General features: G+C 63.9%; 22 protein-coding genes. 7 read left to right on the forward strand and 15 right to left on the reverse strand.

Translation table 11 applies throughout. The features are described 5' to 3' along the window. Positions 1-129: 129 nt before the first annotated feature. Complete coding sequence (locus tag GM910_RS18670) at positions 130-546, reverse strand: winged helix-turn-helix transcriptional regulator (protein WP_159589978.1); 417 nt, start codon at positions 544-546, stop codon at positions 130-132. Positions 547-797: 251 nt separating this feature from the next. Between GM910_RS18670 and GM910_RS18675 the strand changes: the two genes are divergently transcribed. Then, positions 798-1,688, forward strand: a complete 891-nt coding sequence (locus GM910_RS18675) for an SDR family oxidoreductase (RefSeq protein WP_159589980.1) — start codon at positions 798-800, stop codon at positions 1,686-1,688. Here the strand turns inward: GM910_RS18675 and GM910_RS18680 are convergent. Further along, positions 1,685-4,018, reverse strand: coding sequence for a ComEC/Rec2 family competence protein (locus GM910_RS18680; protein WP_159589982.1), 2,334 nt, complete (start codon positions 4,016-4,018; stop codon positions 1,685-1,687). The genes GM910_RS18675 and GM910_RS18680 overlap by 4 nt on opposite strands. A 120-nt stretch (positions 4,019-4,138) precedes the next feature. On the opposite strand from GM910_RS18680, the gene gltX reads away from it, so the two are divergent. Together gltX and gltA are read left to right on the forward strand one after the other, a co-directional pair. Then, entirely contained in the window at positions 4,139-5,572 is a 1,434-nt protein-coding gene (gene gltX, locus GM910_RS18685) for a glutamate--tRNA ligase (protein ID WP_159589984.1), read from the forward strand. Positions 5,573-5,723: 151 nt separating this feature from the next. Next, on the forward strand, positions 5,724-7,013 hold the full coding sequence (gene gltA / locus GM910_RS18690) for a citrate synthase (RefSeq protein ID WP_159589986.1): 1,290 nt from the start codon (positions 5,724-5,726) through the stop codon (positions 7,011-7,013). 95 nt (positions 7,014-7,108) lie between these two features. Here the strand turns inward: gltA and GM910_RS18695 are convergent, their stop codons facing one another. Then, positions 7,109-7,801, reverse strand: coding sequence for a hypothetical protein (locus GM910_RS18695; protein WP_159589988.1), 693 nt, complete (start codon positions 7,799-7,801; stop codon positions 7,109-7,111). Between the two features lie 127 nt (positions 7,802-7,928). Here GM910_RS18695 and GM910_RS18700 point away from each other — a divergent pair, with 127 nt between their 5' ends. The 3 genes from GM910_RS18700 to GM910_RS18710 all read left to right on the forward strand — a co-directional run bounded on the left by GM910_RS18700 (position 7,929) and on the right by GM910_RS18710 (position 10,521). Further along, on the forward strand, positions 7,929-8,195 hold the full coding sequence (locus GM910_RS18700; RefSeq protein ID WP_159589990.1) for a DUF4212 domain-containing protein: 267 nt from the start codon (positions 7,929-7,931) through the stop codon (positions 8,193-8,195). A 12-nt stretch (positions 8,196-8,207) separates the two neighbouring features. Beyond that, complete coding sequence (locus GM910_RS18705) at positions 8,208-10,046, forward strand: sodium:solute symporter family protein (RefSeq protein WP_159589992.1); 1,839 nt, start codon at positions 8,208-8,210, stop codon at positions 10,044-10,046. A gap of 118 nt (positions 10,047-10,164) precedes the next feature. After that, positions 10,165-10,521: a YggT family protein gene (locus GM910_RS18710; RefSeq protein WP_159589994.1), complete on the forward strand. Its 357-nt coding sequence runs from the start codon at positions 10,165-10,167 to the stop codon at positions 10,519-10,521. 79 nt (positions 10,522-10,600) lie between these two features. On the opposite strand, the gene GM910_RS18715 is transcribed toward GM910_RS18710, so the two are convergent. The 8 genes from GM910_RS18715 to GM910_RS18750 form a co-directional block, all read right to left on the reverse strand. Beyond that, positions 10,601-11,401: an ATP12 family chaperone protein gene (locus GM910_RS18715; protein ID WP_159589996.1), complete on the reverse strand. Its 801-nt coding sequence runs from the start codon at positions 11,399-11,401 to the stop codon at positions 10,601-10,603. Between the two features lie 56 nt (positions 11,402-11,457). Further along, complete coding sequence (locus GM910_RS18720; RefSeq protein WP_159589998.1) at positions 11,458-12,441, reverse strand: RluA family pseudouridine synthase; 984 nt, start codon at positions 12,439-12,441, stop codon at positions 11,458-11,460. A gap of 63 nt (positions 12,442-12,504) precedes the next feature. Next, positions 12,505-12,843 carry a DUF190 domain-containing protein gene (locus GM910_RS18725; RefSeq protein WP_159590000.1) on the reverse strand — a complete coding sequence of 113 codons (339 nt, stop codon included), beginning with the start codon at positions 12,841-12,843 and terminating at the stop codon, positions 12,505-12,507. Then, positions 12,840-13,337, reverse strand: coding sequence for a CrcB family protein (locus GM910_RS18730; RefSeq protein WP_159590002.1), 498 nt, complete (start codon positions 13,335-13,337; stop codon positions 12,840-12,842). The genes GM910_RS18725 and GM910_RS18730 overlap by 4 nt, the downstream gene beginning before the upstream one ends. After that, on the reverse strand, positions 13,334-13,717 hold the full coding sequence (gene crcB / locus GM910_RS18735) for a fluoride efflux transporter CrcB (RefSeq protein ID WP_159590004.1): 384 nt from the start codon (positions 13,715-13,717) through the stop codon (positions 13,334-13,336). The genes GM910_RS18730 and crcB overlap by 4 nt, the downstream gene beginning before the upstream one ends. Positions 13,718-13,742: 25 nt before the next feature. Next, on the reverse strand, positions 13,743-14,576 hold the full coding sequence (locus tag GM910_RS18740; RefSeq protein WP_159590006.1) for an aspartyl/asparaginyl beta-hydroxylase domain-containing protein: 834 nt from the start codon (positions 14,574-14,576) through the stop codon (positions 13,743-13,745). Between the two features lie 37 nt (positions 14,577-14,613). Then, positions 14,614-15,930, reverse strand: coding sequence for a replication-associated recombination protein A (locus tag GM910_RS18745; protein WP_159590008.1), 1,317 nt, complete (start codon positions 15,928-15,930; stop codon positions 14,614-14,616). A 4-nt stretch (positions 15,931-15,934) separates the two neighbouring features. Beyond that, positions 15,935-17,413, reverse strand: coding sequence for a DegQ family serine endoprotease (locus tag GM910_RS18750; RefSeq protein WP_159590010.1), 1,479 nt, complete (start codon positions 17,411-17,413; stop codon positions 15,935-15,937). 185 nt (positions 17,414-17,598) lie between these two features. On the opposite strand from GM910_RS18750, the gene GM910_RS18755 reads away from it, so the two are divergent. Further along, on the forward strand, positions 17,599-17,949 hold the full coding sequence (locus tag GM910_RS18755) for a DMT family protein (protein WP_159590012.1): 351 nt from the start codon (positions 17,599-17,601) through the stop codon (positions 17,947-17,949). A gap of 61 nt (positions 17,950-18,010) precedes the next feature. On the opposite strand, the gene rplQ is transcribed toward GM910_RS18755, so the two are convergent. The 4 genes from rplQ to rpsM form a co-directional block, all read right to left on the reverse strand. Further along, positions 18,011-18,442, reverse strand: coding sequence for a 50S ribosomal protein L17 (rplQ, locus tag GM910_RS18760; RefSeq protein ID WP_159590014.1), 432 nt, complete (start codon positions 18,440-18,442; stop codon positions 18,011-18,013). 40 nt (positions 18,443-18,482) lie between these two features. After that, entirely contained in the window at positions 18,483-19,493 is a 1,011-nt protein-coding gene (locus GM910_RS18765) for a DNA-directed RNA polymerase subunit alpha (RefSeq protein WP_159590016.1), read from the reverse strand. Positions 19,494-19,590: 97 nt separating this feature from the next. Beyond that, positions 19,591-19,980 (reverse strand): 30S ribosomal protein S11, encoded by a 390-nt coding sequence (rpsK, locus tag GM910_RS18770; RefSeq protein WP_009452513.1) that lies wholly within the window; start codon positions 19,978-19,980, stop codon positions 19,591-19,593. A gap of 129 nt (positions 19,981-20,109) precedes the next feature. Beyond that, positions 20,110-20,478, reverse strand: coding sequence for a 30S ribosomal protein S13 (gene rpsM / locus GM910_RS18775; protein WP_159590018.1), 369 nt, complete (start codon positions 20,476-20,478; stop codon positions 20,110-20,112). Between the last annotated feature and the right edge of the window lie 31 nt (positions 20,479-20,509).

Below are 20,509 nucleotides of genomic sequence, written 5' to 3' on the forward strand. Positions count from 1 at the left end.
ACCAGGGAATCTTCCTCAACGTCGTCGGAAAATTCTGACCGCAAAACTCACCCCCGCCGCTCCGAAAGGGGCGGCGGGGAGCTTTTTGACGGGATCACAGGATTGGAGCGTTGCCCGCAACCGGTCGACCTAGCGCGCCTCCGCCTCGTCGAAACGCGTCCGTGCCTTGCGCACGGCGTCGTGGTTGCGCTCGGCCCATTGCATCAGCGCCTGCAACGGCTCGAACATGGAGTGTCCAAGATCGGTCAGGCTGTATTCCACGCTGGGGGGCTTGGTCGGGAAGACCTCGCGGTGCACATAGCCGTCGCGCTGGAGGTCCCGCAAGGTCTGCGTCAGCATGCGCTGGGAAATGTCCGGCACGAGGCGCCGCAACTGGCCGAAGCGGTACGGCTGCTCCGCCAGGGCCATCATGATGAGCGAGTTCCACTTGCCGCCGATATTGGCGATGACATCGCGCACCGGGCAGTCGGCGAAGCTGCCCTCCCCGCCGTTCATGGCGCGATAGCTCTCGATCTTGGCTCTCAGATTGGCGGGCCGCGTGTCCATGTCTTGGCGCTCCAGTGGTCTGACCCAAACAGATGGTATCCATCTGTTTGGGAAAGTCAGCCCACAAACTATTAATCCGGTGGGGCGATTTGTCCTGACAGATGGGTACCATCTGTCAGGATCGCACCACTAGGTGGTTCCCTCGGCGTAACCAGTTCCCGAAAAACTGCCTTCTTTACGCCCAGGCGTCAATTCCTAATTTAGTGCAGCTCTCATTTTGAGACTAACGCTAATCGCAAGGATTTCATAAAATGACCGAGACGCTTCTCGTCACCGGCGCCGCCGGCCAGCTTGGCCGCCGCGTCCTCCACCACCTCCTGGAAACGCAAAACGTGCCGGCAGGCCGACTGGTCGCCACCACCCGCGACCCGTCCAAGCTCGCCGATCTCGCCGCCAAGGGCGTGACCGTACGCGCCGCAAGCTTCGACGACGAGACCTCGCTGGTGAAGGCGTTTTCGGGCGTCGACCGCGTGCTCGTCATCTCCACGGACGCGCTCGACGAGCCGGGCAAGCGGTTCAGGCAGCACAAGACCGCCGTCGCCGCGGCCGTCGAAGCCGGTGTCGGCCACCTCGCCTACACCTCCATGCCGAAGCCCGAGCCGGGCAACCCGGTGCTCTTCGCCCCCGACCATTACGGCACCGAGCAAGCCATCAAGGCCACCGGCCTTCCCTACACGATCTTCCGCAACAGCTGGTATCAGGAGAACCTGATGATGGCGCTCCCGCAGGCGCTCAAGACCGGCAAATGGTTCACCTCCGCCGGCGACGGTCGCACCGCGCATATCGCGCGCGACGATATCGCCCGCGCCATCGCCGCCGCACTCGCCTCCGGCAGCAAGGAGAGCGCAACCTATCTCCTGACGGGCGCGGAAGCCCTGACCAATGCCGAGATCGCGGCTCTTGCGGCAGCGGTGACCGGCAAGCCGATCGAGGCGGTCAACCTGTCGGACGAGGCCCTTACCGAAGGCATGAAGGCCGCCGGTGTGCCGGAAGCCTTCGTTCCCCTCCTCGTGTCCTTCGACGCCAACACCCGCACCGGCGGCCTTGCCGAGGTCACGGCCGACGCCGAAAAGCTTTCCGGCATAACGCCGCGGCCGCTGAAAAGCTTTTTCGAGGCGAACAAGGAGGCGCTTCTCGGCTAACTCGTGGGTTCGTTGGGCGGCAGGCCGCGCGCCGCCCGCGACCAGGCGCGGTGGGCGTGCCAGGGCCGCCACGGCTCTTCGATGGAGAAGAGGATCTCCATCGGCGTGGCGCCTGCCCCGAAATAGACTGCGGCACTGCCCCGCCGTGCCAGCTCACGCTTGGTGATGACCGTGACGCCGGCGCCGCAGGGGTTTCCTGCGACGGCATCGTCGAGGACGAGTAGCGTGGCGGCTCCGCAGGCCGCGCGGGCGGCCGCCGCTCCAGCGGCGTGGGCGATCAAGGCGCTGCTGCCGTGCCGGGCGAGGCAGAGCCCGTTGCCGCAGGAAAAGCCCGTCTCACTTGCGCCCGGAGGGTCCGGAAAACCCTCCCCGCCTCCCCTCGGCTTGATGACCGCCTCCGCCTTCAAGGCCCGCGTCCAGCCCTCCATGGTGAAGCCGTTGGGCCGGGAGCGGTTGACGGCAAGCCGCCCATCCGCCCCGCGCAGGCCGACAAGCCGCGCATCCTCCGTCACGAGCACATCGGGCAGTTGCCGCGCCGCGACGAGGCCGAGGCCAAGGACGATCAGCGGCAGTGCAAGCAACCTCAGCCGGGTGGTCGACACCACGAGAATGACGAGCGCGGATGTGAGCGTCAGAAGGGCCGCCAGCGGCATGAGCCCCACCGCGTCGATAGGTGTGCGGTCGGAAAACCACTCCGCGACGGCGATCACGGCGGCGATGGCCTGTCCCATTGCTTTCAGGAATATACCGTCGAGGCCGAAAGGCATTGCCAGCATGGCCAGCACCGCCGCCGGCATGGCCAGGATCGAGACAAGGGGCATGGCGGCAAGGTTGGCCGGCAGCGCCAGCGGCGTTGCGCGCTGGAAGTGCCATATGCCGTAGAGCGCGGTGGCCGTGCCGGCGATGAGGGAGGTGGCGGCAAGGCCGAGTGCGAAGGCGACGCCATATTGCGCTACGCGCGAAAGGAGCCCTCCGGGCGGTGGGCCGGCGCGCGCGCGGCGGCGCTGGCGCCAATCCGTCCAGGCGGCATAGCCCGCCACCAGCGCGGCCGTGGCGGCAAACGACATCTGGAAGCTCGGCCCCACCACCTCGTGCGGCGACAGGACGAGGATGATGAGGGCCGCGATGGCGACGTTGCGCATGGTGATGGCGGCGCGGTCGAAGATGAGAGCGCCCAGCATCACCGCCAGCATGATGTAGCTGCGCTGCGCGGCCACCGCCGAGCCCGAGATGAACAGATAGAGCGTGCACATGACAAGCGCTGCCGCGGCGGCATACTTCTTCACCGGCAGGCGCGAGGAGAAGCCGGGAAAGAGGGCCGTGCCGGCGCGCAGCATGAACATGATCGTGACGGCGACGAGCGCCATGTGCAGGCCGGAGATGGCGAGGATGTGGGCAAGGCCGGCGCGACGCAGCCACTCGTTTATCTCCTCCGGAATGCCGGCCCGGAAACCGGTGATCATGGCGACCGCGACCTCGCCTTCCGCGCCTCCGACCTTGGCGCGAATGCGCTCGGCCAGTGCCCCGCGCATCGTCTCCAGCCAGCGCGCCGGGCGCGCGGAGACGGGCAGCGGTTCGTCGAGCTCCACGCGCTCCGGCCCGGACATGAAGAAGCCGACCGCGCCCAGACGGTTGAAATAGCTGGCGAATGAAAAATCATAGGCTCCGGGCCGCACCGGCCCGGAGGGCGACATGAGGCGCGTCAGCCCGGCGACGCCGTCGCCGGGACGCAGGTCCGGCGGAACCGCCCGCGCCGTCAACCTGACGCGCTTCGGCGGATAGGAGAGCCGCGGCCGCTGGGTCGCAAGCAGGTCCACGGTGAGCCTGATGCGGCCGCTCGACTGGTGCTCAAGGCGCACGAGGCGTCCGGTGATGCGAGTCGTCACGTCCGAGCCGACCATCGGCGTGGCCAACCGCAAGGTCTCCAGCTTCGCCACGGCAACGCCGAGCATGAAGACCAGCAAGGCCCCGAAGATGAGCGACAGGGCGACCCTGGTGCGCGACAGCCAGGTCGACACGGCCAGGAACGCCATGGGAAGCGCAAGCATCGGCCAGCCGGGCTCACGGGAAAGCGCGAAATAGAAGACCGCGCCTGCCGCCATCAGCACCGGCAGACAAAGAAACGGGGCACCGCGTGCTGCTTCGCTCGCAAGGGCATGGGAAAGGCGAATGGCGGACAATTGCCCTACCAGGACGGCCAAGGGCTTTGCGGCGACGTCCGGCGCCGATATGCTCCTGGCAGCAGGCAACACAGAACCCTCCGGCGCGACGGCCGCCGGCAGAAACTGCGCCCGCTCGCCCTCGGCGACGGCTGCTTTTTCGCCCCCCATGCCCGTTCTTCTCCACAGGCTTGCGCCCCAACCCGCCTATGCTACATGACAGGCAGCCAATTTCTACCCGCGTGAGCCGCCGCTCGTCGGACCGCGCGCACCAACGCTCCCGGAAGAACAATGCCGAAACCCGTCATCACCCGCTTTGCGCCTTCGCCCACCGGCTTCCTGCATATCGGTGGCGCGCGCACCGCGCTCTTCAACTGGCTCTACGCCCGCCACACGGGCGGCAAGATGCTGTTGCGCATCGAGGACACGGACCGCCAGCGCTCAACCGAGGAAGCAACGGCGGCGATCCTCGACGGGCTGAAGTGGCTTGGGCTTGAGTGGGACGGCGAGCCGATCTCGCAATTCGCCCGCGCCGACCGCCATCGGCAGGTGGCCGAGGAACTCGTGGCCAAGGGCGAGGCCTATTACTGCTATGCCACGGCGGAGGAAATCGAGGCGATGCGCGAGAAGGCGCGCGCTGAGGGCCGGCCGCCACGCTATGACGGCACCTGGCGCGACCGCGATCCCAGCGAGGCACCGGAGGGCATCAAGCCCACGATCCGCATCAAGGCACCCGGCGCGGGCGAGATGGTCATCCACGACCGCGTGCAGGGCGAGGTGCGTTTTCCCAACAAGGACCTCGACGACTTCATCATCCTGCGCTCCGACGGCTCGCCGACCTACATGCATGCGGTGGTGGTGGACGACCACGACATGGGGGTCACCCACGTCATCCGCGGCGACGACCACCTCACCAACGCCGCCCGCCAGGCCCTGATCTACAAGGCCATGGGTTGGGAGGTGCCGGCGATGGCGCATGTGCCGCTGATCCACGGACCGGACGGAGGCAAGCTTTCCAAGCGCCACGGGGCGCTGGGCGTCGAGGCCTACCGTGCCATGGGCTATCTGCCGGCGGCCCTGTGCAACTATCTCGCCCGCCTCGGCTGGAGCCATGGCGACGACGAGGTGATGTCGATCGACCAGATGGTCGAATGGTTCGAGATCGAGGACATCAACAAGGGGGCCGCGCGCTTCGACTTCCAGAAGCTGGAGGCGCTGAACGGCATTCATATGCGCCAAGCGGACGACGATACGCTGCTCGGCATCCTCGTCTTCACGCTGCCCCATCTTGAGGGCGGGCAAGCACTGCTCGACCGCCTCGACGAAAAGCGCAAGGCGCAACTCCGCGCCGCCCTACCCGGCCTCAAGGAACGAGCCAAGACGCTTGTCGAGCTGATCGACGGCGCCGGTTTCCTCTTTGCCGAACGGCCGCTTGCGCCTGACGAAAAGGCGGCGGCGCTGATCGACGACGAAGCGCGCGCCATGCTGGCCGCCCTGGCCGAGGATCTTTCCGCCCTGACAGACTGGACGGCAGAGACGACGGAAGCCGCGGTGCGGGCCTTCGCGGAGAGAACCGACCGCAAGCTCGGCAAGGTGGCTCAGCCGCTGCGTGCCGCGCTTACCGGGCGCACCACTTCTCCCGGCATTTTCGATGTGCTCGCAGTTTTGGGCCGCAAAGAAGCACTCGCCCGCATCGGCGATCAGGCGAAGCGGACAGCGACGTAACTGCTTATGTTGCAGCGCGATATTCGCCCTTGTCAAGCTTGGCACGCCGGGGCAAATGCGCTAGCTAGATGCCACCCTGGCGGCGGTTGAGCGTCATCCTTATGGCGACACGACTCCTGCCCCAAGTTTCAAGAACAGAGAGGTGATTGCCATGGCCAATTCGACTGCGAAACTGGAACTTGGTGGCGAGAACCGCGAATACGAGATACTGGAAGGTACCGTCGGTCCCGACGTCATCAACATCTCCTCGCTCTACAAAGACACGGGGATGTTCACCTACGATCCCGGCTTTACGTCCACTGCGAGCTGTGAATCCAAGATCACCTATATCGACGGGGACGAGGGCACGCTGTTGCACCGCGGCTACCCCATCGAGCAGCTCGCCGACCACGGCGATTTCCTGGAGGTGTGCTATCTGCTGCTTTACGGCGAACTGCCCACCAAGGCGCAGAAGGAGGACTTCGACTACCGCGTGACGCGGCACACCATGCTGCATGAGCAGATGTCCCGCTTCTTTACCGGCTTTCGCCGCGACGCCCACCCGATGGCGGTCATGTGCGGCATGGTCGGGGCGCTGTCGGCCTTCTATCACGATTCCACCGACATCTCCGACCCGCACCAACGCATGGTCGCCTCGATCCGCATGATCGCCAAGATGCCGACCATCGCGGCGATGGCCTATAAGTATCACATCGGCCAGCCCTTCATTTACCCGCGCAACGAGCTGTCCTATGCGGCCAACTTCCTGCATATGTGCTTTGCGGTGCCGTGCGAGGAATACCATGTGAATCCGGTGCTGGCGCGGGCCATGGACCGCATCTTCATCCTGCATGCCGACCATGAGCAGAACGCCTCGACCTCGACGGTCCGGCTTGCCGGCTCCTCGGGCGCCAATCCCTTCGCCTGTATCGCCGCCGGTATCGCCTGCCTGTGGGGACCGGCCCATGGCGGCGCCAACGAGGCGGCGCTCAACATGCTGGCCGAGATCGGCACGGTCGACCGCATCCCCGAGTATATCGACCGGGCCAAGGACCGCGACGACCCGTTCCGCCTGATGGGCTTCGGTCACCGCGTCTACAAGAACTACGACCCGCGCGCCAAGATCATGCAGAAGACGACCCACGAGGTCCTCGGCGAGCTCGGCATCAAGGACGATCCGCAGCTGGACGTGGCGCTGGAGCTGGAGCGCATCGCTCTGACCGACGAGTATTTCATCGAAAAGAAGCTCTATCCGAACATCGACTTCTATTCCGGCATCACGCTCCGGGCGCTCGGCTTCCCGACCACCATGTTCACCGTGCTGTTCGCGCTTGCGCGCACGGTCGGCTGGATCGCCCAGTGGAAGGAGATGATCGAGGATCCGAACCAGAAGATCGGTCGCCCGCGCCAGCTCTACACCGGCGCCACGCAACGCGACTACGTGTCGATCGCCAACCGCTAAGGCAGCACGTTATTGGAAGAGAAACCTCCGCTTTATGAAGAAGCGGAGGTTTTTTGTTGAAGCCTTTGATTTTAAAATAGCTTCTTTCGTATGCTTCAGTCGGAGGAGGCGGCGCGGAAGTCCTCCGCAATCGCCTGCGGCACGGCGCGCTTGCGGAAGTCGCGGGTGACTTCGGCCCAGGCGAAGCGGATCGAGTTCTCGACGATCTCACGGTCGTAGCGCTTCAGTGTCTCGTCGATGGGGGCCCAGTGGTAGAGGGCCTGCGGGCTCTCGGTAAAGCTGTCGCCACCGGCGGCGAGGTTCTCCCAATGCGCCTTTGCGAGCCGCGCGGAAAAGGCGGCGCGCCACGCCGCCAGCATCGCCTCGTCCTCAAGGTCGTCACGGTTGGCGTCCAAACCCGCATCGTAGCAGTGAAGGGCAAGCAGGCGCCCCGCCTCCTCTTCCAGCCCCCCCGCCGCCACGACACGCGCCACCGAATGGACAGCGATGTCCGACAGGCAGGCGGCAAAGACATGGCGCTTGGCGACATTGATGGATTCCACGAAGACCGCGTCCTCGAACATCGAGGGATACCGGGTGCCCATGCGCGCCTTGAGGTAGCCGTAGAGCTTCTTCTGCGCCACGAAGGCCGCCCGTGTATGGGCGAAGCGGGCCAGCGCGTCGACCGTGTCGATGGGACCCGTCTCGCGCCGCACGCGAAGGCGCTGGGCTGCCTGACGAACAAGCGCCGCCGCACGGTGCCAGAAGGAGCCGTCGGCGGCAGAAGAGGCGTTCTCACTTACGACCAATGTTGAATTCCATTTACCGGGCGGATGGCCAAGACTTAGGGAGTGCCATTGTGGTTGCGATTCGCTTCGCGGGCAATGGCGTCCGGCAACGACTTTAGTCGCTGCGATTCGCAGGGAGGAGGACACCATGTCCGCTGAAAGCACAGATGTGCGAGACCGCTACTGGCAAAAAACCAGGAACCTGACGATCCTGGTCCTGGCCCTGTGGGCGTTCTTCGCGCTGATTATCCCGACGCTGGTCGGAACGCTCAATGACGTGACGTTCCTCGGCTTCCCGCTCGGGTTTTACATGATCGCGCAGGGCTCGCTCATCGCGTTCGTTGTTCTGATCTGGTTCCAGAACTGGCGGCAGGACGCGATCGACGACGAGTTCGGCTTTGGCGAGGAAGAGTGAGGGGGGACCGACATGGCTCTTATCCAAGGACGATTCCTAGACAATATCGGCCGCGTCTACGGAATCTACACGGGCGGCTTCATCGCCTTCATCATTCTCATGGCGATCCTGGAACAGCTGGGCGTGGGCGCCGATACGATCGGCATTCTGTTCGTCGCCTTTACCATCGCCATCTATGCGCTGATCGGCTGGCTGTCGCGCACCATGGAGGTGGATGCCTACTACGTGGCCGGACGCCAGGTGCCGGCCGTCTATAACGGCATGGCGACGGCTGCCGACTGGATGTCGGGCGCTTCCTTCGTGGCGCTCGCCGGCGGCATCTATTTCGGCGGTTACGGCTACATGGCCTTCATCGTCGGCTGGACCGGCGGCTACGTGCTCGTCAACTCGCTGATGGCGCCCTATCTGCGCAAGTTCGGCTGCTATACGGTGCCCGATTACATCGGCACCCGCTATGGCGGCAATCTGGCGCGCTTCTGTGCCGTCGTCGTGCTGGTGGTCGCCTCCTTCACCTATGTGACCGCGCAGATCAACGCCACAGGGACCATTGCCGCGCGCGCGCTGCATATTCCCTTCTCCGTCGGCGTCTGGTTCGGTCTTCTCGGCATCCTGCTGTGCTCGATGCTGGGTGGCATGCGGGCCGTCACCTGGACCCAGGTCGCACAGTATATCGTGCTGATCATCGCCTATCTGGTGCCGGTTATCTGGATGTCCAACGTGCAGGGCTTCGGCATCATTCCGCACTTCACCTACGGCGAGGCGGCTTCCACGCTTTCGCAATTCGAGGCGGAGTACGGGCTCAATCCGCCGGCCGAGGCCATCGCTGGCCTGTCGGTGCTGATGACGCCGCATACCGGGCCCGTGGGCGAATACGCGGAATGGAAGTTCGTGACGCTGGCGCTGTCGATGATGGCGGGAACGGCATCGCTGCCGCATATCCTGATGCGCTACTTCACGACGCCCTCGGTGCGTTCGGCGCGACGGTCGGTGGCCTGGTCGCTCCTGTTCATCTTCCTTCTGTACTTCACGGCACCGGCACTTGCCACGCTGACCAAACTGCAGCTCCTCGATCCGAGCCTGCCGACGGCCATCATCGGCAAATCCTTCGAGGAGGTGGCATCGCTGGCCTGGATACAGAACTGGTCGAGTGTCGGCTTCCTTGCCATCACCGACCAGAACGGAGACGGTATCCTGCAGCTCAACGAGTTCTTCATGCGGCCGGATATCGTCGTCCTGGCCACGCCTGAGATCGCCGGTCTTCCCTACGTGATTTCCGGTCTCGTTGCCGCCGGCGGCATGGCGGCCGCCATGTCGACGGCGGATGGCCTGCTGCTGGCGATTGCCAATGCGCTCAGCCACGATCTCTACTACAAGATGATCGATCCGAAGGCAGACACCTCCGTCCGGCTGATCGTTGCACGCATCCTGCTCATCTGCATCGGTGCGCTCGGTGCCTTGATCGCCTCACTGCAGCTCACCGGCATTCTGGGTGCGGTGGCCTGGGCCTTCTGCTTCGCCTGCTCCGGTCTGTTCTTCCCGCTCACGCTCGGCGTGTGGTGGAAGCGGGCCAACAGGCAAGGAGCTATCGCCGGCATGGCCATCGGCTTCCTCTCCGGTTCGCTCTATCTCTATCTCGTGAACGACTGGGATGGGGCAGGTGCTGCGTACCCGATCATGGCGCCCTGGATCGGCCTGGACAATCTGCGCTTCGGCATCGTCGGAATGGCTGCGAGCCTGGTTTCCATGGTCGTCGTCACCCTCATGACGCCGGCACCCGACGAGGAGATCCAGCGGATGGTCGAAGACACGCGCGTTCCCGTCGGACCGCCAATCCTGGCGGCCAAGCACTAGTGGTGCGATCCTGACAGATGGTACCCATCTGTTTGGGTCAGGCCACTAGGCGGCTTGCCAAAATCATCAGGGGCGGGACATTCTCCCGCCCCTGAACTTGTGCCGAGGGAATCAATATATGCAGCAGACGCTGACCGCCTTCCCCATCTGGGTAATCGTCATCGACTATGTATTGGGCGTCGTCATGTGGACGCTGATCGGGCGGGCGGCGATGAACATCTTCCTTCCGGAAGATTCCAGCTTCTTCTTTATGCGCTTCTTCGTGCGTGCAACCGATCCGCTCCTGCGCCTTTTCGCACCGATCACACCAAGCTTCCTGGTCCGCTTCCTGGTGCCGGTCTATGTGGCGTGGTTCTTCTTCATGATCCGCTTTTACCTGATGCCCTGGCTTCTCGGCTACTCGGTGATGGGCATGCTGTCCTTCCCGCTGGAAAGCGAGATCGCCGCCATGCTCTACCAGACGTTCGGGCGGTAGAGAGTGAATAGTGAGTGGTGAATAGAAATCAGAGGAGCGGCCGAGCAGGGGAAACACATTCTTCACTATTCACTATTCACTATTCACTATTCACTCCCATCGCCTCAAGCAGCGCCACCGCGCCCATCATATCGCGCTTGCGTGCCGCACGCCTCGCAGCGGCCTCGGCATCCTCGCCCCATTGGGAGATGTTCCAGTCCTCGTCGACATGGGCCACCTGCCAGGCGGCTTCGGCGTCGACGGCACCGGCCTCGACCGCCAGCGCCAGAAGCGCCGAGCCGGTCAACGAGGTCATCACATGCAGGGCTGCAAGCCTGAGCGGCTCGCGGCGGGGACGCAGGTGGGCGCCGACGGCGGCGATCGTCTGCCGCGGCTGCTCCACATGCATCACCCCCTCGGCCAGAACGAAACGCACGCCAAGCTCCGCCTCCACCCAGTCGAGCACCGGGTCCCAAGCCTCCGCCTGCAGCGCCACCAGGCGATCGGGGGCGTCGGCGCGGTAACACAGCAGGTCGCTGGAGGCGAAACGCAGGATATCCTCGGCGACCACCTGCGTATCGCTCGCCACACCGTCGATCGCCGTATTGACGAGCCGCGTGACGGGCATCGTCATGGGATCGATCTCTTCGCCCTGCGCCTGGTACTCCTGGGCGATCAGATGCGCGGCCTGCTGGCTGGGCAGCACCACATGCGCGCCGGCCGGCGTGCGCACCGCCCGCTCGTCCAGCAGGACCTTGTACCCCTCGCCCTCCTCGACCACCGTCACCTTGGCATAGAATCGCTTCGGCAGCGGTGTGCGCATCTGCTTCTGCGCGCGGCGCACCGGATCGGGGTCGGAAAGACGCGGGTCGTTGTCGAGATCGTTCAGAATATCGCGCATGGCACTCATATAGGCAGTGGGCGGCGGGCCGTCACCTCAAGAAGGGCAAACCCTCTTCACTCGGCGTCTTCGTCCGCCGCCTGGTCGAAGCCGAGCAGGTTCCAACTCTGCTGCATGTGCGGCGGAAGCTCGGCCGTGACATCGATCGTACCGCCGTCCGGGTGCGGGATGACGAGGCGGCGGGCGTGCAGGTGCAGGCGGTTCTGGATGCCGCCCGGCAGCTCCCAGTTTTGCTCCGCCTCGAAATATTTCGGGTCGCCGATGATCGGGCAGCCGATGAGCGCCGCATGGACGCGTAACTGGTGGGTACGGCCGGTGAACGGCTCCATATGCAGCCAGGAAAGCGCCGTACCGGCCTGCTCGACCACCCGGTAGCTCGAGACCGCATGGTCGGCATCCGGCTCGCCATGGCGTGCCACGCGCACCCGGTCGCCGTCGGGCGTCAGCTCCTTCACGAGCCAGGTCGAGATGCGATCCTGCGCCTTCTTTGGCACACCCTTCACCAGCGCCCAATAGATCTTCTTCGTTTCCCGCGCGCGAAAAGCCTCGCCGAGCCTTACGGCGGCAAGCCGCGTGCGCGCCACGACAAGCACGCCGGACGTGTCGCGGTCGAGCCGATGCACCAATCGCGGCTTTTCTCCCTTCTTGCTGCGCCAGGCCTCCAGCATGCCATCGACGTGGCGGCTGACGCCGGAGCCGCCCTGCACGGCCAACCCTGCTGGCTTGTTGAACACGAAGACCTTCTCATCCTCGTGGAGCAGCATCTGCTGGAGCACTTCGCCGTCGCCGCGGTCGCGGATGGTGCGCATGGTCGTCGGCGCACCTTTGCGGTCGATGCTCAGCGGCGGCACGCGGATCGTCTGGCCCGGCTGCACTCTCGTGTCCGCCTTGGCCCGCCCGCCATCGACACGCACCTGGCCGGTACGCAGGAGCTTCTGCAACCGCCCGAAGCCGAGGCCCGGGTAATGGACCTTGAACCAGCGATCGAGCCGCATACCCGCCTCGCCGCCTTCCACCGAAATCTGCTCTACGCCTGCCATGAATCCAATCGTCGCCACTTCCACCGAGCCCGGCCGCATTCCGGAGCCGCACCCGTGTTCAGATCATTCGCCGTTCGTTCCATATTGCAGGACCTGAACTTTCTCCAGCGTAATCAGGCCGCTCGTCATGATCGTTTCCAGCACGGGCAGGAAAGCCTCGATCTTCTCCTCGCCGTCGACGATCTCGATCACCAGCGGCAGATCCTCCGAAAGACGAAGGATCTTGGCGGTGTGGAGGCGGCTGGAATGGCCATACCCCATGGCACCGCGCAGGACGGTGGCCCCGGCGATCTCCATTTCGCGGGCCTTGAGCACGATCACCTCGTAGAGCGGACGGCCGTCCGCCCTGTCGTCCTCACCGATGAAGATGCGCAGCAATAGCGCCTGCTTGGGTATTTTCATCGCTCAGATCCTCTCAACCGGTTGAGGCGCATTGCAAGTATGTGGCCGAGCCAGGCGGCGGCAAGCCATGAGGGGAGGGAAATCCCGACATTGAGTCCCGCCGCAAGCAACTCCCCACCACGCGCCAGCATGAGGGTCTCCAGATTGAACATGGAGAAGGTCGTCAGCCCTCCGCAAAAACCGGCCATGAAAAACTGACGCTGGCGCGCGCCAGGAAAAACACGGCCGTCGGGGCCGGTCAACGTCGCGTAGAAACCTATGAGGAAGGAGCCCACCACATTCACGAGCAGCGTGCCGAGGGGAAAGCCGTCTCCCCAAAGAGCCGCGCTGCCAAGCGAAGCAAATGCCCGCAGAGCGGCGCCGATCATGCTGCCGGCCGCCACCGCCGCGTAGAGCAGCAGCGTGTCGTTTATTTTCCACCGGCGTAGGCGGCGCTCGGCAGACCGACCCGGTAGAGCGGTCCTGCCGGGCCGGGGCTCCGTCCGCCTCTTCATGGGCTCTCGCCGATCCAAAGACCGGCTAAAGCGAGACCGAGGGCAGCGGCAGCGAGCGTGAGCCCGACCGAAAGGAGCACGTTGCCACCTGCGCGCAGCCAGTCCCCTTCCCTTACCAGCGCCAGCGTCTGCAGGCTGAAGGAAGAAACGGTCGTGTAGCTGCCGAGGCCGCCGGTGATGGCGAAAGCCCAGACGGCCGGCATGTCGTAGCGCATCACCGCGTCAGCAACGACACCGATGGCAAAAGCCCCGGTTACGTTGACCACCATCGTGCCCCAGGGAAAGGTCTCGCCGAACCGGCGCCCGATGAAGCCCGACAAAAGAAAACGGGCCATGCCGCCGAGGGCCGCACCGACGCAGACGAGAAACAGGTGGTACATGCTTCTCCCCTTCGCCTCGCCAGCCCTATTCCGCCGGCGCGCCGCCCCGCGGCTTCGCACCGATCATGATCCAGTTCTTGTAGAACACCCTCTTCACCCCATCCACCAGCAGCGAAACGAGCCGCAGCAGGCCGGAAAGCAGGCCCGGCACCGGAGAGGGACGGATGATGTCCATGAAGACGCAATAGCGCCGCCCGTCATACTCGTTCACCGAACGGTGCAGAAGCGTATCGTCGAAGATGAAGAGCGGGTTTTCGTGCCAATAGTGCTTGACGTTGCCGCATTCGATGAAAACCTGGTCCGTCTTCACCGGCACCAGATTGTAGAGCACGCGCAGGGTGAGCCTCAGCGGCCCGAAATGGAGCGACGTCGATTCCCGGCCGCTGAAGACGGAAACGGCAATCGTGCGGATATATTTATAGCGGTGCGTGAAGGCCGGCACGTTGTCGATATGCTGCTTGCCGTACCACTGATAGACATACATGCCGCGCCGGCCGCTTTCGAATTTGGCGTCGATGTCGGCGATGATCTCGTTTCTGCGCTCCTGGAAGACCGCCAGAACCTCCTCCACCTCGCGCCGGTACTCTTCGGGGAACTGCTCGAGCTGCCATACGCCGCGATTGCGATAGGATATCAAGTCGATAAGAAGGTTGAACGGCGAAAGAAGCCAGGTGAACAGGCCGTTGCCGAGAAAATAGCCGTTGAAGAGAGCGGCGTTCCTTTGGTCGTTGCGCAGCACGTCGACAATGCCGCACAAGAGATAAAGGAGGGTGACGATCGGGATGAAATAAAGCCCAACCGCAAGCACCACCGCAGCAATGACCGCCTTGCGCAATATCCTGATGGATTTCTTATTCATGGTCTCACTCAAAAATTGTCTGAAATAGAACGTTTGGTCACGTGTTGCCCCCTGCCCTTTCTCGCCTGAGTTTCGACCAATAGTCGAGCCTTTTGCGAATCTCACGCTCGAAACCACGCTCGGGCGGGTCGTAGAAGGTTTTGCGCCCCATGACATCGGGAAAATAATCCTGCCCCGAGAAAGCCTCAGGCGCATCGTGATCGTACTGGTAACCTTCGCCGTAGCCCGTTTCCTTCATCAGCCTGGTCGGCGCATTGAGGATGTGCTTCGGCGGCAGCAGCGAGCCGTGCTCCTTGGCCGCGGCCATGGCCGACTTGAAGGCCGAGTAGGCGGCGTTGGATTTGGGCGCTGTGGCGAGGTAGATGCAAGCTTGAGCGAAGGCGAGTTCCCCCTCGGGCGAGCCCAGATAGTCGTAGGCATCCTTGGCGGCATTGGCGATCACCAGCGCCTGCGGATCGGCCAGGCCGATATCCTCCACCGCCATGCGCACCAGCCGCCGGCCGATATAAAGCGGATCCTCGCCGGCATCGAACATGCGACAAAGATAGTAGAGGGCGGCATCAGGGTCCGAGCCGCGAACCGATTTGTGCAGGGCGGAGATGAGGTTGTAATGCCCGTCCTGGCTCTTGTCGTAGACGGGTGCGCGCCGCTGGACGATTTTCTGCAAGGCGTCGGCATCGAAAACCTCGCCGTCGCGGGCTGCCCGCCACGCCTCCTCCGCCAAGCTCAACGCCGCACGCCCGTCCCCGTCGGCCATGCGCAAGAGCACCGCCCTCGCCTCCTCGTCAAGCGGCAGCGGGCGGCCTTCCGCCGCTTCCGCGCGTTCCAGGAGGCGCGCCAGGCTGTCGCTCTCGAGCGGATGAAAGACGAGCACGCGGGCGCGCGACAGGAGGGCGGCGTTGAGCTCGAAGGACGGGTTTTCCGTGGTGGCGCCCACCAGGATCACCGTCCCGTCTTCCATCACCGGCAGGAAGGAATCCTGCTGGGCGCGGTTGAAGCGATGAATCTCGTCGACGAAAAGCAGCGTCTGACGGCCCTGGCTGCGGCGCAAGCGGGCGCCTTCGAACACCTTCTTCAAGTCCGCCACGCCGGAGAAGATGGCCGATATCTGCTCGAATGCCATCGACGTCTCGCCGGCGAGCAGCCGCGCGACGGTGGTCTTGCCCGTGCCGGGCGGCCCCCAGAAGATGAGCGAGCCGAGCGAGCCGGAGCGGATCATGCGTGTAAGCGCGCCTTCCTCGCCGGTCAGGTGCTCCTGACCGACCACCTCGTCCAAGTGTGTAGGACGCAGGCGGTCGGCCAACGGCTTGGCCACATCTGCGGCGGGCTCTTTGCTTTCGAACAGATCAGCCATCGTCTCAGTACCGCAGCATCTGCCGGATAAGGCGTCCGTTGCGCTCGACGGAGAAACGCCACCACCTGGCCGGGGTTTCGGCGACCGCCTTCATGCGTTCCGGCGTATCGATCTCTTCGCCGTTGATCTCACGCACGATGTCACCTGCCTTGAGCCCGAGACCGGTGGCCGGCGAATTGCGCACCGTCGCCACCACGACCACGCCCTTCTCATTGACCGGCAAGCGGAGGCGCTGCGCCAGCGCGGGCGAAAGGGCGGCCACCTTCGCGCCAGCGAAAGGCCCCTCGCCGCCGATATCCAGCTCCTGGCCGCTTCCTTCGGGCGCCCGCTCGATCGGCATAGCCAGGCGCTGCCGGTGGCCGCCCCTCAAAACCTCGATCTCGGCGGTCTCGCCCATGGGTAACGTCGCCAGACGGTAGTCGAGTGCCTCCGGGTTGTCGATGCGCTTGCCGTTCACCGTTTCCACCACGTCGCCGCTCTCAAGACCGGCTCGCGCGGCTGGACTGTCGGATGCGACATTGGTGACGAGGGCGCCGGCCGGACGCTCCATGCCGAGCGCCTCGGCGATATTCGGCGTCACCGGATCGAAACTCGCCCCAACGTAAGGGCGCGCGAAATAATCGTCGCCGCTTTTGGCGGCCTCGACCACGGCGCGCACGATGTTGGCGGGAATGGCGAAACCTATGCCATTCGAGCCGCCGGAGCGGCTATAGATGGCGGTGTTGATGCCGACGACCTCTCCGCCCATGTTGATGAGCGCACCGCCGGAATTGCCGGGATTGATAGCAGCGTCGGTCTGAATGAAGAAGCCGAAATCGGAAACGCCGCCCAGCGTGCGCGCAAGCGCGGAGACGATACCGCTGGTGGTGGTCTGGCCGACGCCGAAGGGATTGCCGATCGCCAGCACCAGATCGCCCACCTCGAGCGCCTCCGAATCGCCCAGCCGCGCGGCGGGGAAGGCCTCCGGCGCTTCTATCTTGAGCACCGCGAGATCGAGTTCCTCGTCCTGCAGCAGAATTTCGCTCGAAAACTCGCGATCGTCGGCCAACGCCACCTTCACTTCGTCGGCCGCGCGGATGACATGGTGGTTGGTCACGACGATGCCGGAGGGGTCGACCAAAACACCCGAGCCGAGCGAGGACTGCACCCGCGGCGGCATCTGCGGGAAGTCGAAGAAGCGTTCGAAGAACGGGTCGCCCATGAAAGGCGAGCGCGCCTCCACGCGCGCCGAGGCATAGACATTGACCACGGCAGGCGCGGTCTCCTGCACCAGAGGCGCGAAGGAAAGCTGGATTTCCTCGCGGCTGAACGGGATGCGGCGCTGCACCTCTGTGGACGGAGGCGGGCTCTCATCTGCTCCTCGCAGCAATCTTGAAAGCGCATCAGGCAGGCTCTCAGCCGGCGCATCCTGCGCCTGGGCGGGCGCAACAAGAAATGCCACCAGAACGAACAGATGAAGCAAAGAGACCATCGTGCCTTTCATGCCGATTCTCGCTTTGATGAAGCCACCTTTTCACACGCGATTGAGCAGAATAAAAGGCTGATCGCCATAACGTTCCGCCCTCGGGACCACGTCAGATACAAGGGCACTGTGAGCGGGTACGTTGCGGAATGCCTTCCCCAAATTCTGCTTCACCCGGGCTTTGAGGCCGGGTTTCCGAGGACCCCATGATCCTGTCCAATCTGACGCCGGTCGTCTTGCTCGCGATCTCCAACATTTTCATGACCTTTGCGTGGTACGGCCACCTGAAGTTCACAAACAAGCCGCTCTTTCTGGTCATAATTGCAAGCTGGTCGATTGCCTTGATCGAATACTGCTTCGCCGTTCCCGCAAACCGGTACGGCCATGCTGCCTATAGCGCTGCTGAGCTCAAGACCATGCAGGAGGTGATCACGCTCGCGGTCTTCGCGGTCTTTTCGATTTTCTATCTGGGTGAGCAGCTCACGATCAATCACGCAATCGGCTTTGCGCTCATTTGTCTCGGAGCCTTCTTTATCTTCAAGGGGCCGATCGGCTGAAAGTACAAACAAAGAAGGGGCCCGAGGGCCCCTTGAAATCCTGCCAGTAAGTGCGGCACGATCATGCCGCCTCGGCTTCCTCGCTCGCCGCCTCGGCCTCGGTGCGGGCGCGGTCTGCGGCACCCTTGGCCGCAACGTCCCGGTCGACGAACTCGATCACGGCCATAGGCGCATTGTCGCCGTGGCGGAAACCGGCCTTCATGATGCGCGTGTAGCCGCCGTTGCGCTCCGTATAGCGCGGGGCAAGCGTATCGAACAGGCGGCGCACCTGGGTCTCGTCGCGGATGGCGGCGATAGCCTGGCGGCGGGCGTGAAGATCACCACGCTTGCCGAGCGTCACCAGCTTCTCGACGATGGGCCTGAGCTCCTTGGCCTTGGGCAGCGTCGTGACGATCTGCTCATGCTCGATGAGCGAGGCCGCCATATTGGCGAACATGGCCTTGCGATGGCTCGATGTCCGGTTCAGCTTGCGGCCGGATTTTCCGTGGCGCATGGCTTGTCTCCTTCAAATCCCGCGGGCGCTGCCCTTGGGGTCAATACTGGTCTTCGTAGCGCTTGGCGAGCTCTTCGATGTTGTCCGGCGGCCAATCGGGCACTTCCATGCCCAGATGCAGGCCCATCGAGGCGAGCACTTCCTTGATCTCGTTCAACGATTTGCGGCCGAAGTTCGGCGTGCGCAGCATCTCGGCTTCCGTCTTCTGGATCAGGTCGCCGATATAGACGATGTTGTCGTTCTTCAGGCAATTGGCCGAGCGTACGGAAAGCTCGAGCTCGTCCACCTTCTTCAGAAGCGCCGGGTTGAAGGCAAGCTCGGTAACCTGCTCCGCCGGAACCTCCTTCTGCGGCTCCTCGAAATTGACGAAGAGGTCGAGCTGGTCCTGCAGGATGCGGGCGGCGAAAGCCACCGCGTCCTCACCAGTGACCGAGCCGTCGGTCTCCAGCGTCATGGTCAGCTTGTCGTAGTCGAGAACCTGGCCCTCACGGGTGTTCTCGACCTTGTAGGAGACCTTCTTGACCGGCGAATAGAGGCTGTCGACCGGAATGAGGCCGATGGGCGCATCCTCGGCGCGGTTACGGTCTGCCGGCACATAGCCCTTGCCCGCATCGACCGTAAACTCCATGCGGATCTCGGCTTCCTGATCGAGCGTGCAGATGACGTGGTCGGGGTTGAGGATCTCGACATCGCCCACGGTCTGGATATCGCCGGCGGTGACGGCACCCGGGCCCTGCTTGCGCACGACCATGCGCTTCGGCCCGTCGCCCTCCATCTTGATGGCGATTTCCTTGATGTTGAGCACGATGTCCGTCACATCCTCGCGCACGCCGGCGATGGAGGAGAACTCGTGCAGCACGCCGTCGATCTGCACCGCCGTGACGGCGGCACCGCGCAGCGAGGAAAGCAGCACCCGGCGCAGCGCGTTGCCGAGCGTCAGGCCGAAGCCACGCTCCAGCGGCTCGGCGACGAGGGTCGTCTGTATCTTGTTCTTGGACGTGAACTCGATCTTGTTGGGCTTGATGAGTTCTTGCCAGTTTTTCTGGATCATGAGGCGTTCCTTCCGTTACCCCGCCACCATCCAATCGTGGCGGGCGCTCTGGAAACCGCAGAGGAGCGCGTTGTGCGCTCGTACGGCAATATTTCTGTTAGACCCGGCGCTTCTTGCGCGGGCGGCATCCGTTATGAGGGATGGGGGTCACATCACGGATGGAGGTAATGGTGAAGCCCGCCGCTTGCAAGGCGCGAAGTGCGGACTCACGACCCGAACCGGGCCCGGACACCTCCACCTCGAGGGTGCGCATGCCATGCTCCTGCGCCTTGCGGGCGCAATCCTCGGCGGCCACCTGGGCGGCGAAGGGGGTGGACTTGCGCGAGCCCTTGAAGCCCTGCGCGCCCGCCGACGACCAGGCAATGGCGTTGCCCTGGGCATCGGTGATGGTGATCATGGTGTTGTTGAAGGTCGAACTGACATGAGCGACCCCCGACGAAATGTTCTTGCGTTCACGACGGCGAACGCGCGTGGCTTCCTTGGCCATGGTCTTCCTTTCGAACGATCTCTACACCGCCGTAATTCCAGCGGCTCCACCTTTGATGAGGGAATAGGGAGTAGCGAATAGTGAGCAAGATTCTCTACTCACCACTCTCTATTTCACTACTCACTCAACCTACTTCTTCTTACCGGCGATCGGCTTCGCAGGCCCCTTGCGCGTTCGCGCATTGGTATGCGTGCGCTGGCCGCGGACGGGGAGCGAGCGGCGATGACGCAGACCGCGGTAGCAGCCGAGGTCCATCAGGCGCTTGATGTTGATTGATACCTCACGGCGCAGATCGCCCTCGACCCTAAAGTCACGGTCGATCGTCTCGCGGATCTGCAACACTTCGGCGTCGGTGAGCTCGCTCACCCGGCGCTCGTCCGGAATGTTGACCTTGGTAACGATATCACGGGCGAGTCTCGGCCCGATGCCGTGAATATACTGCAGCGCGATCACCACGCGCTTGTTGGTCGGAATATTGACGCCAGCGATACGGGCCACGTCGGCTCTCCTTGGTTCTTCCTGCCACCTT

The sequence above is a fragment of the Chelativorans xinjiangensis genome, assembly GCF_009812055.1.
In the GTDB taxonomy this organism is placed as follows: Bacteria; Pseudomonadota; Alphaproteobacteria; order Rhizobiales; family Rhizobiaceae; genus Chelativorans; species Chelativorans xinjiangense.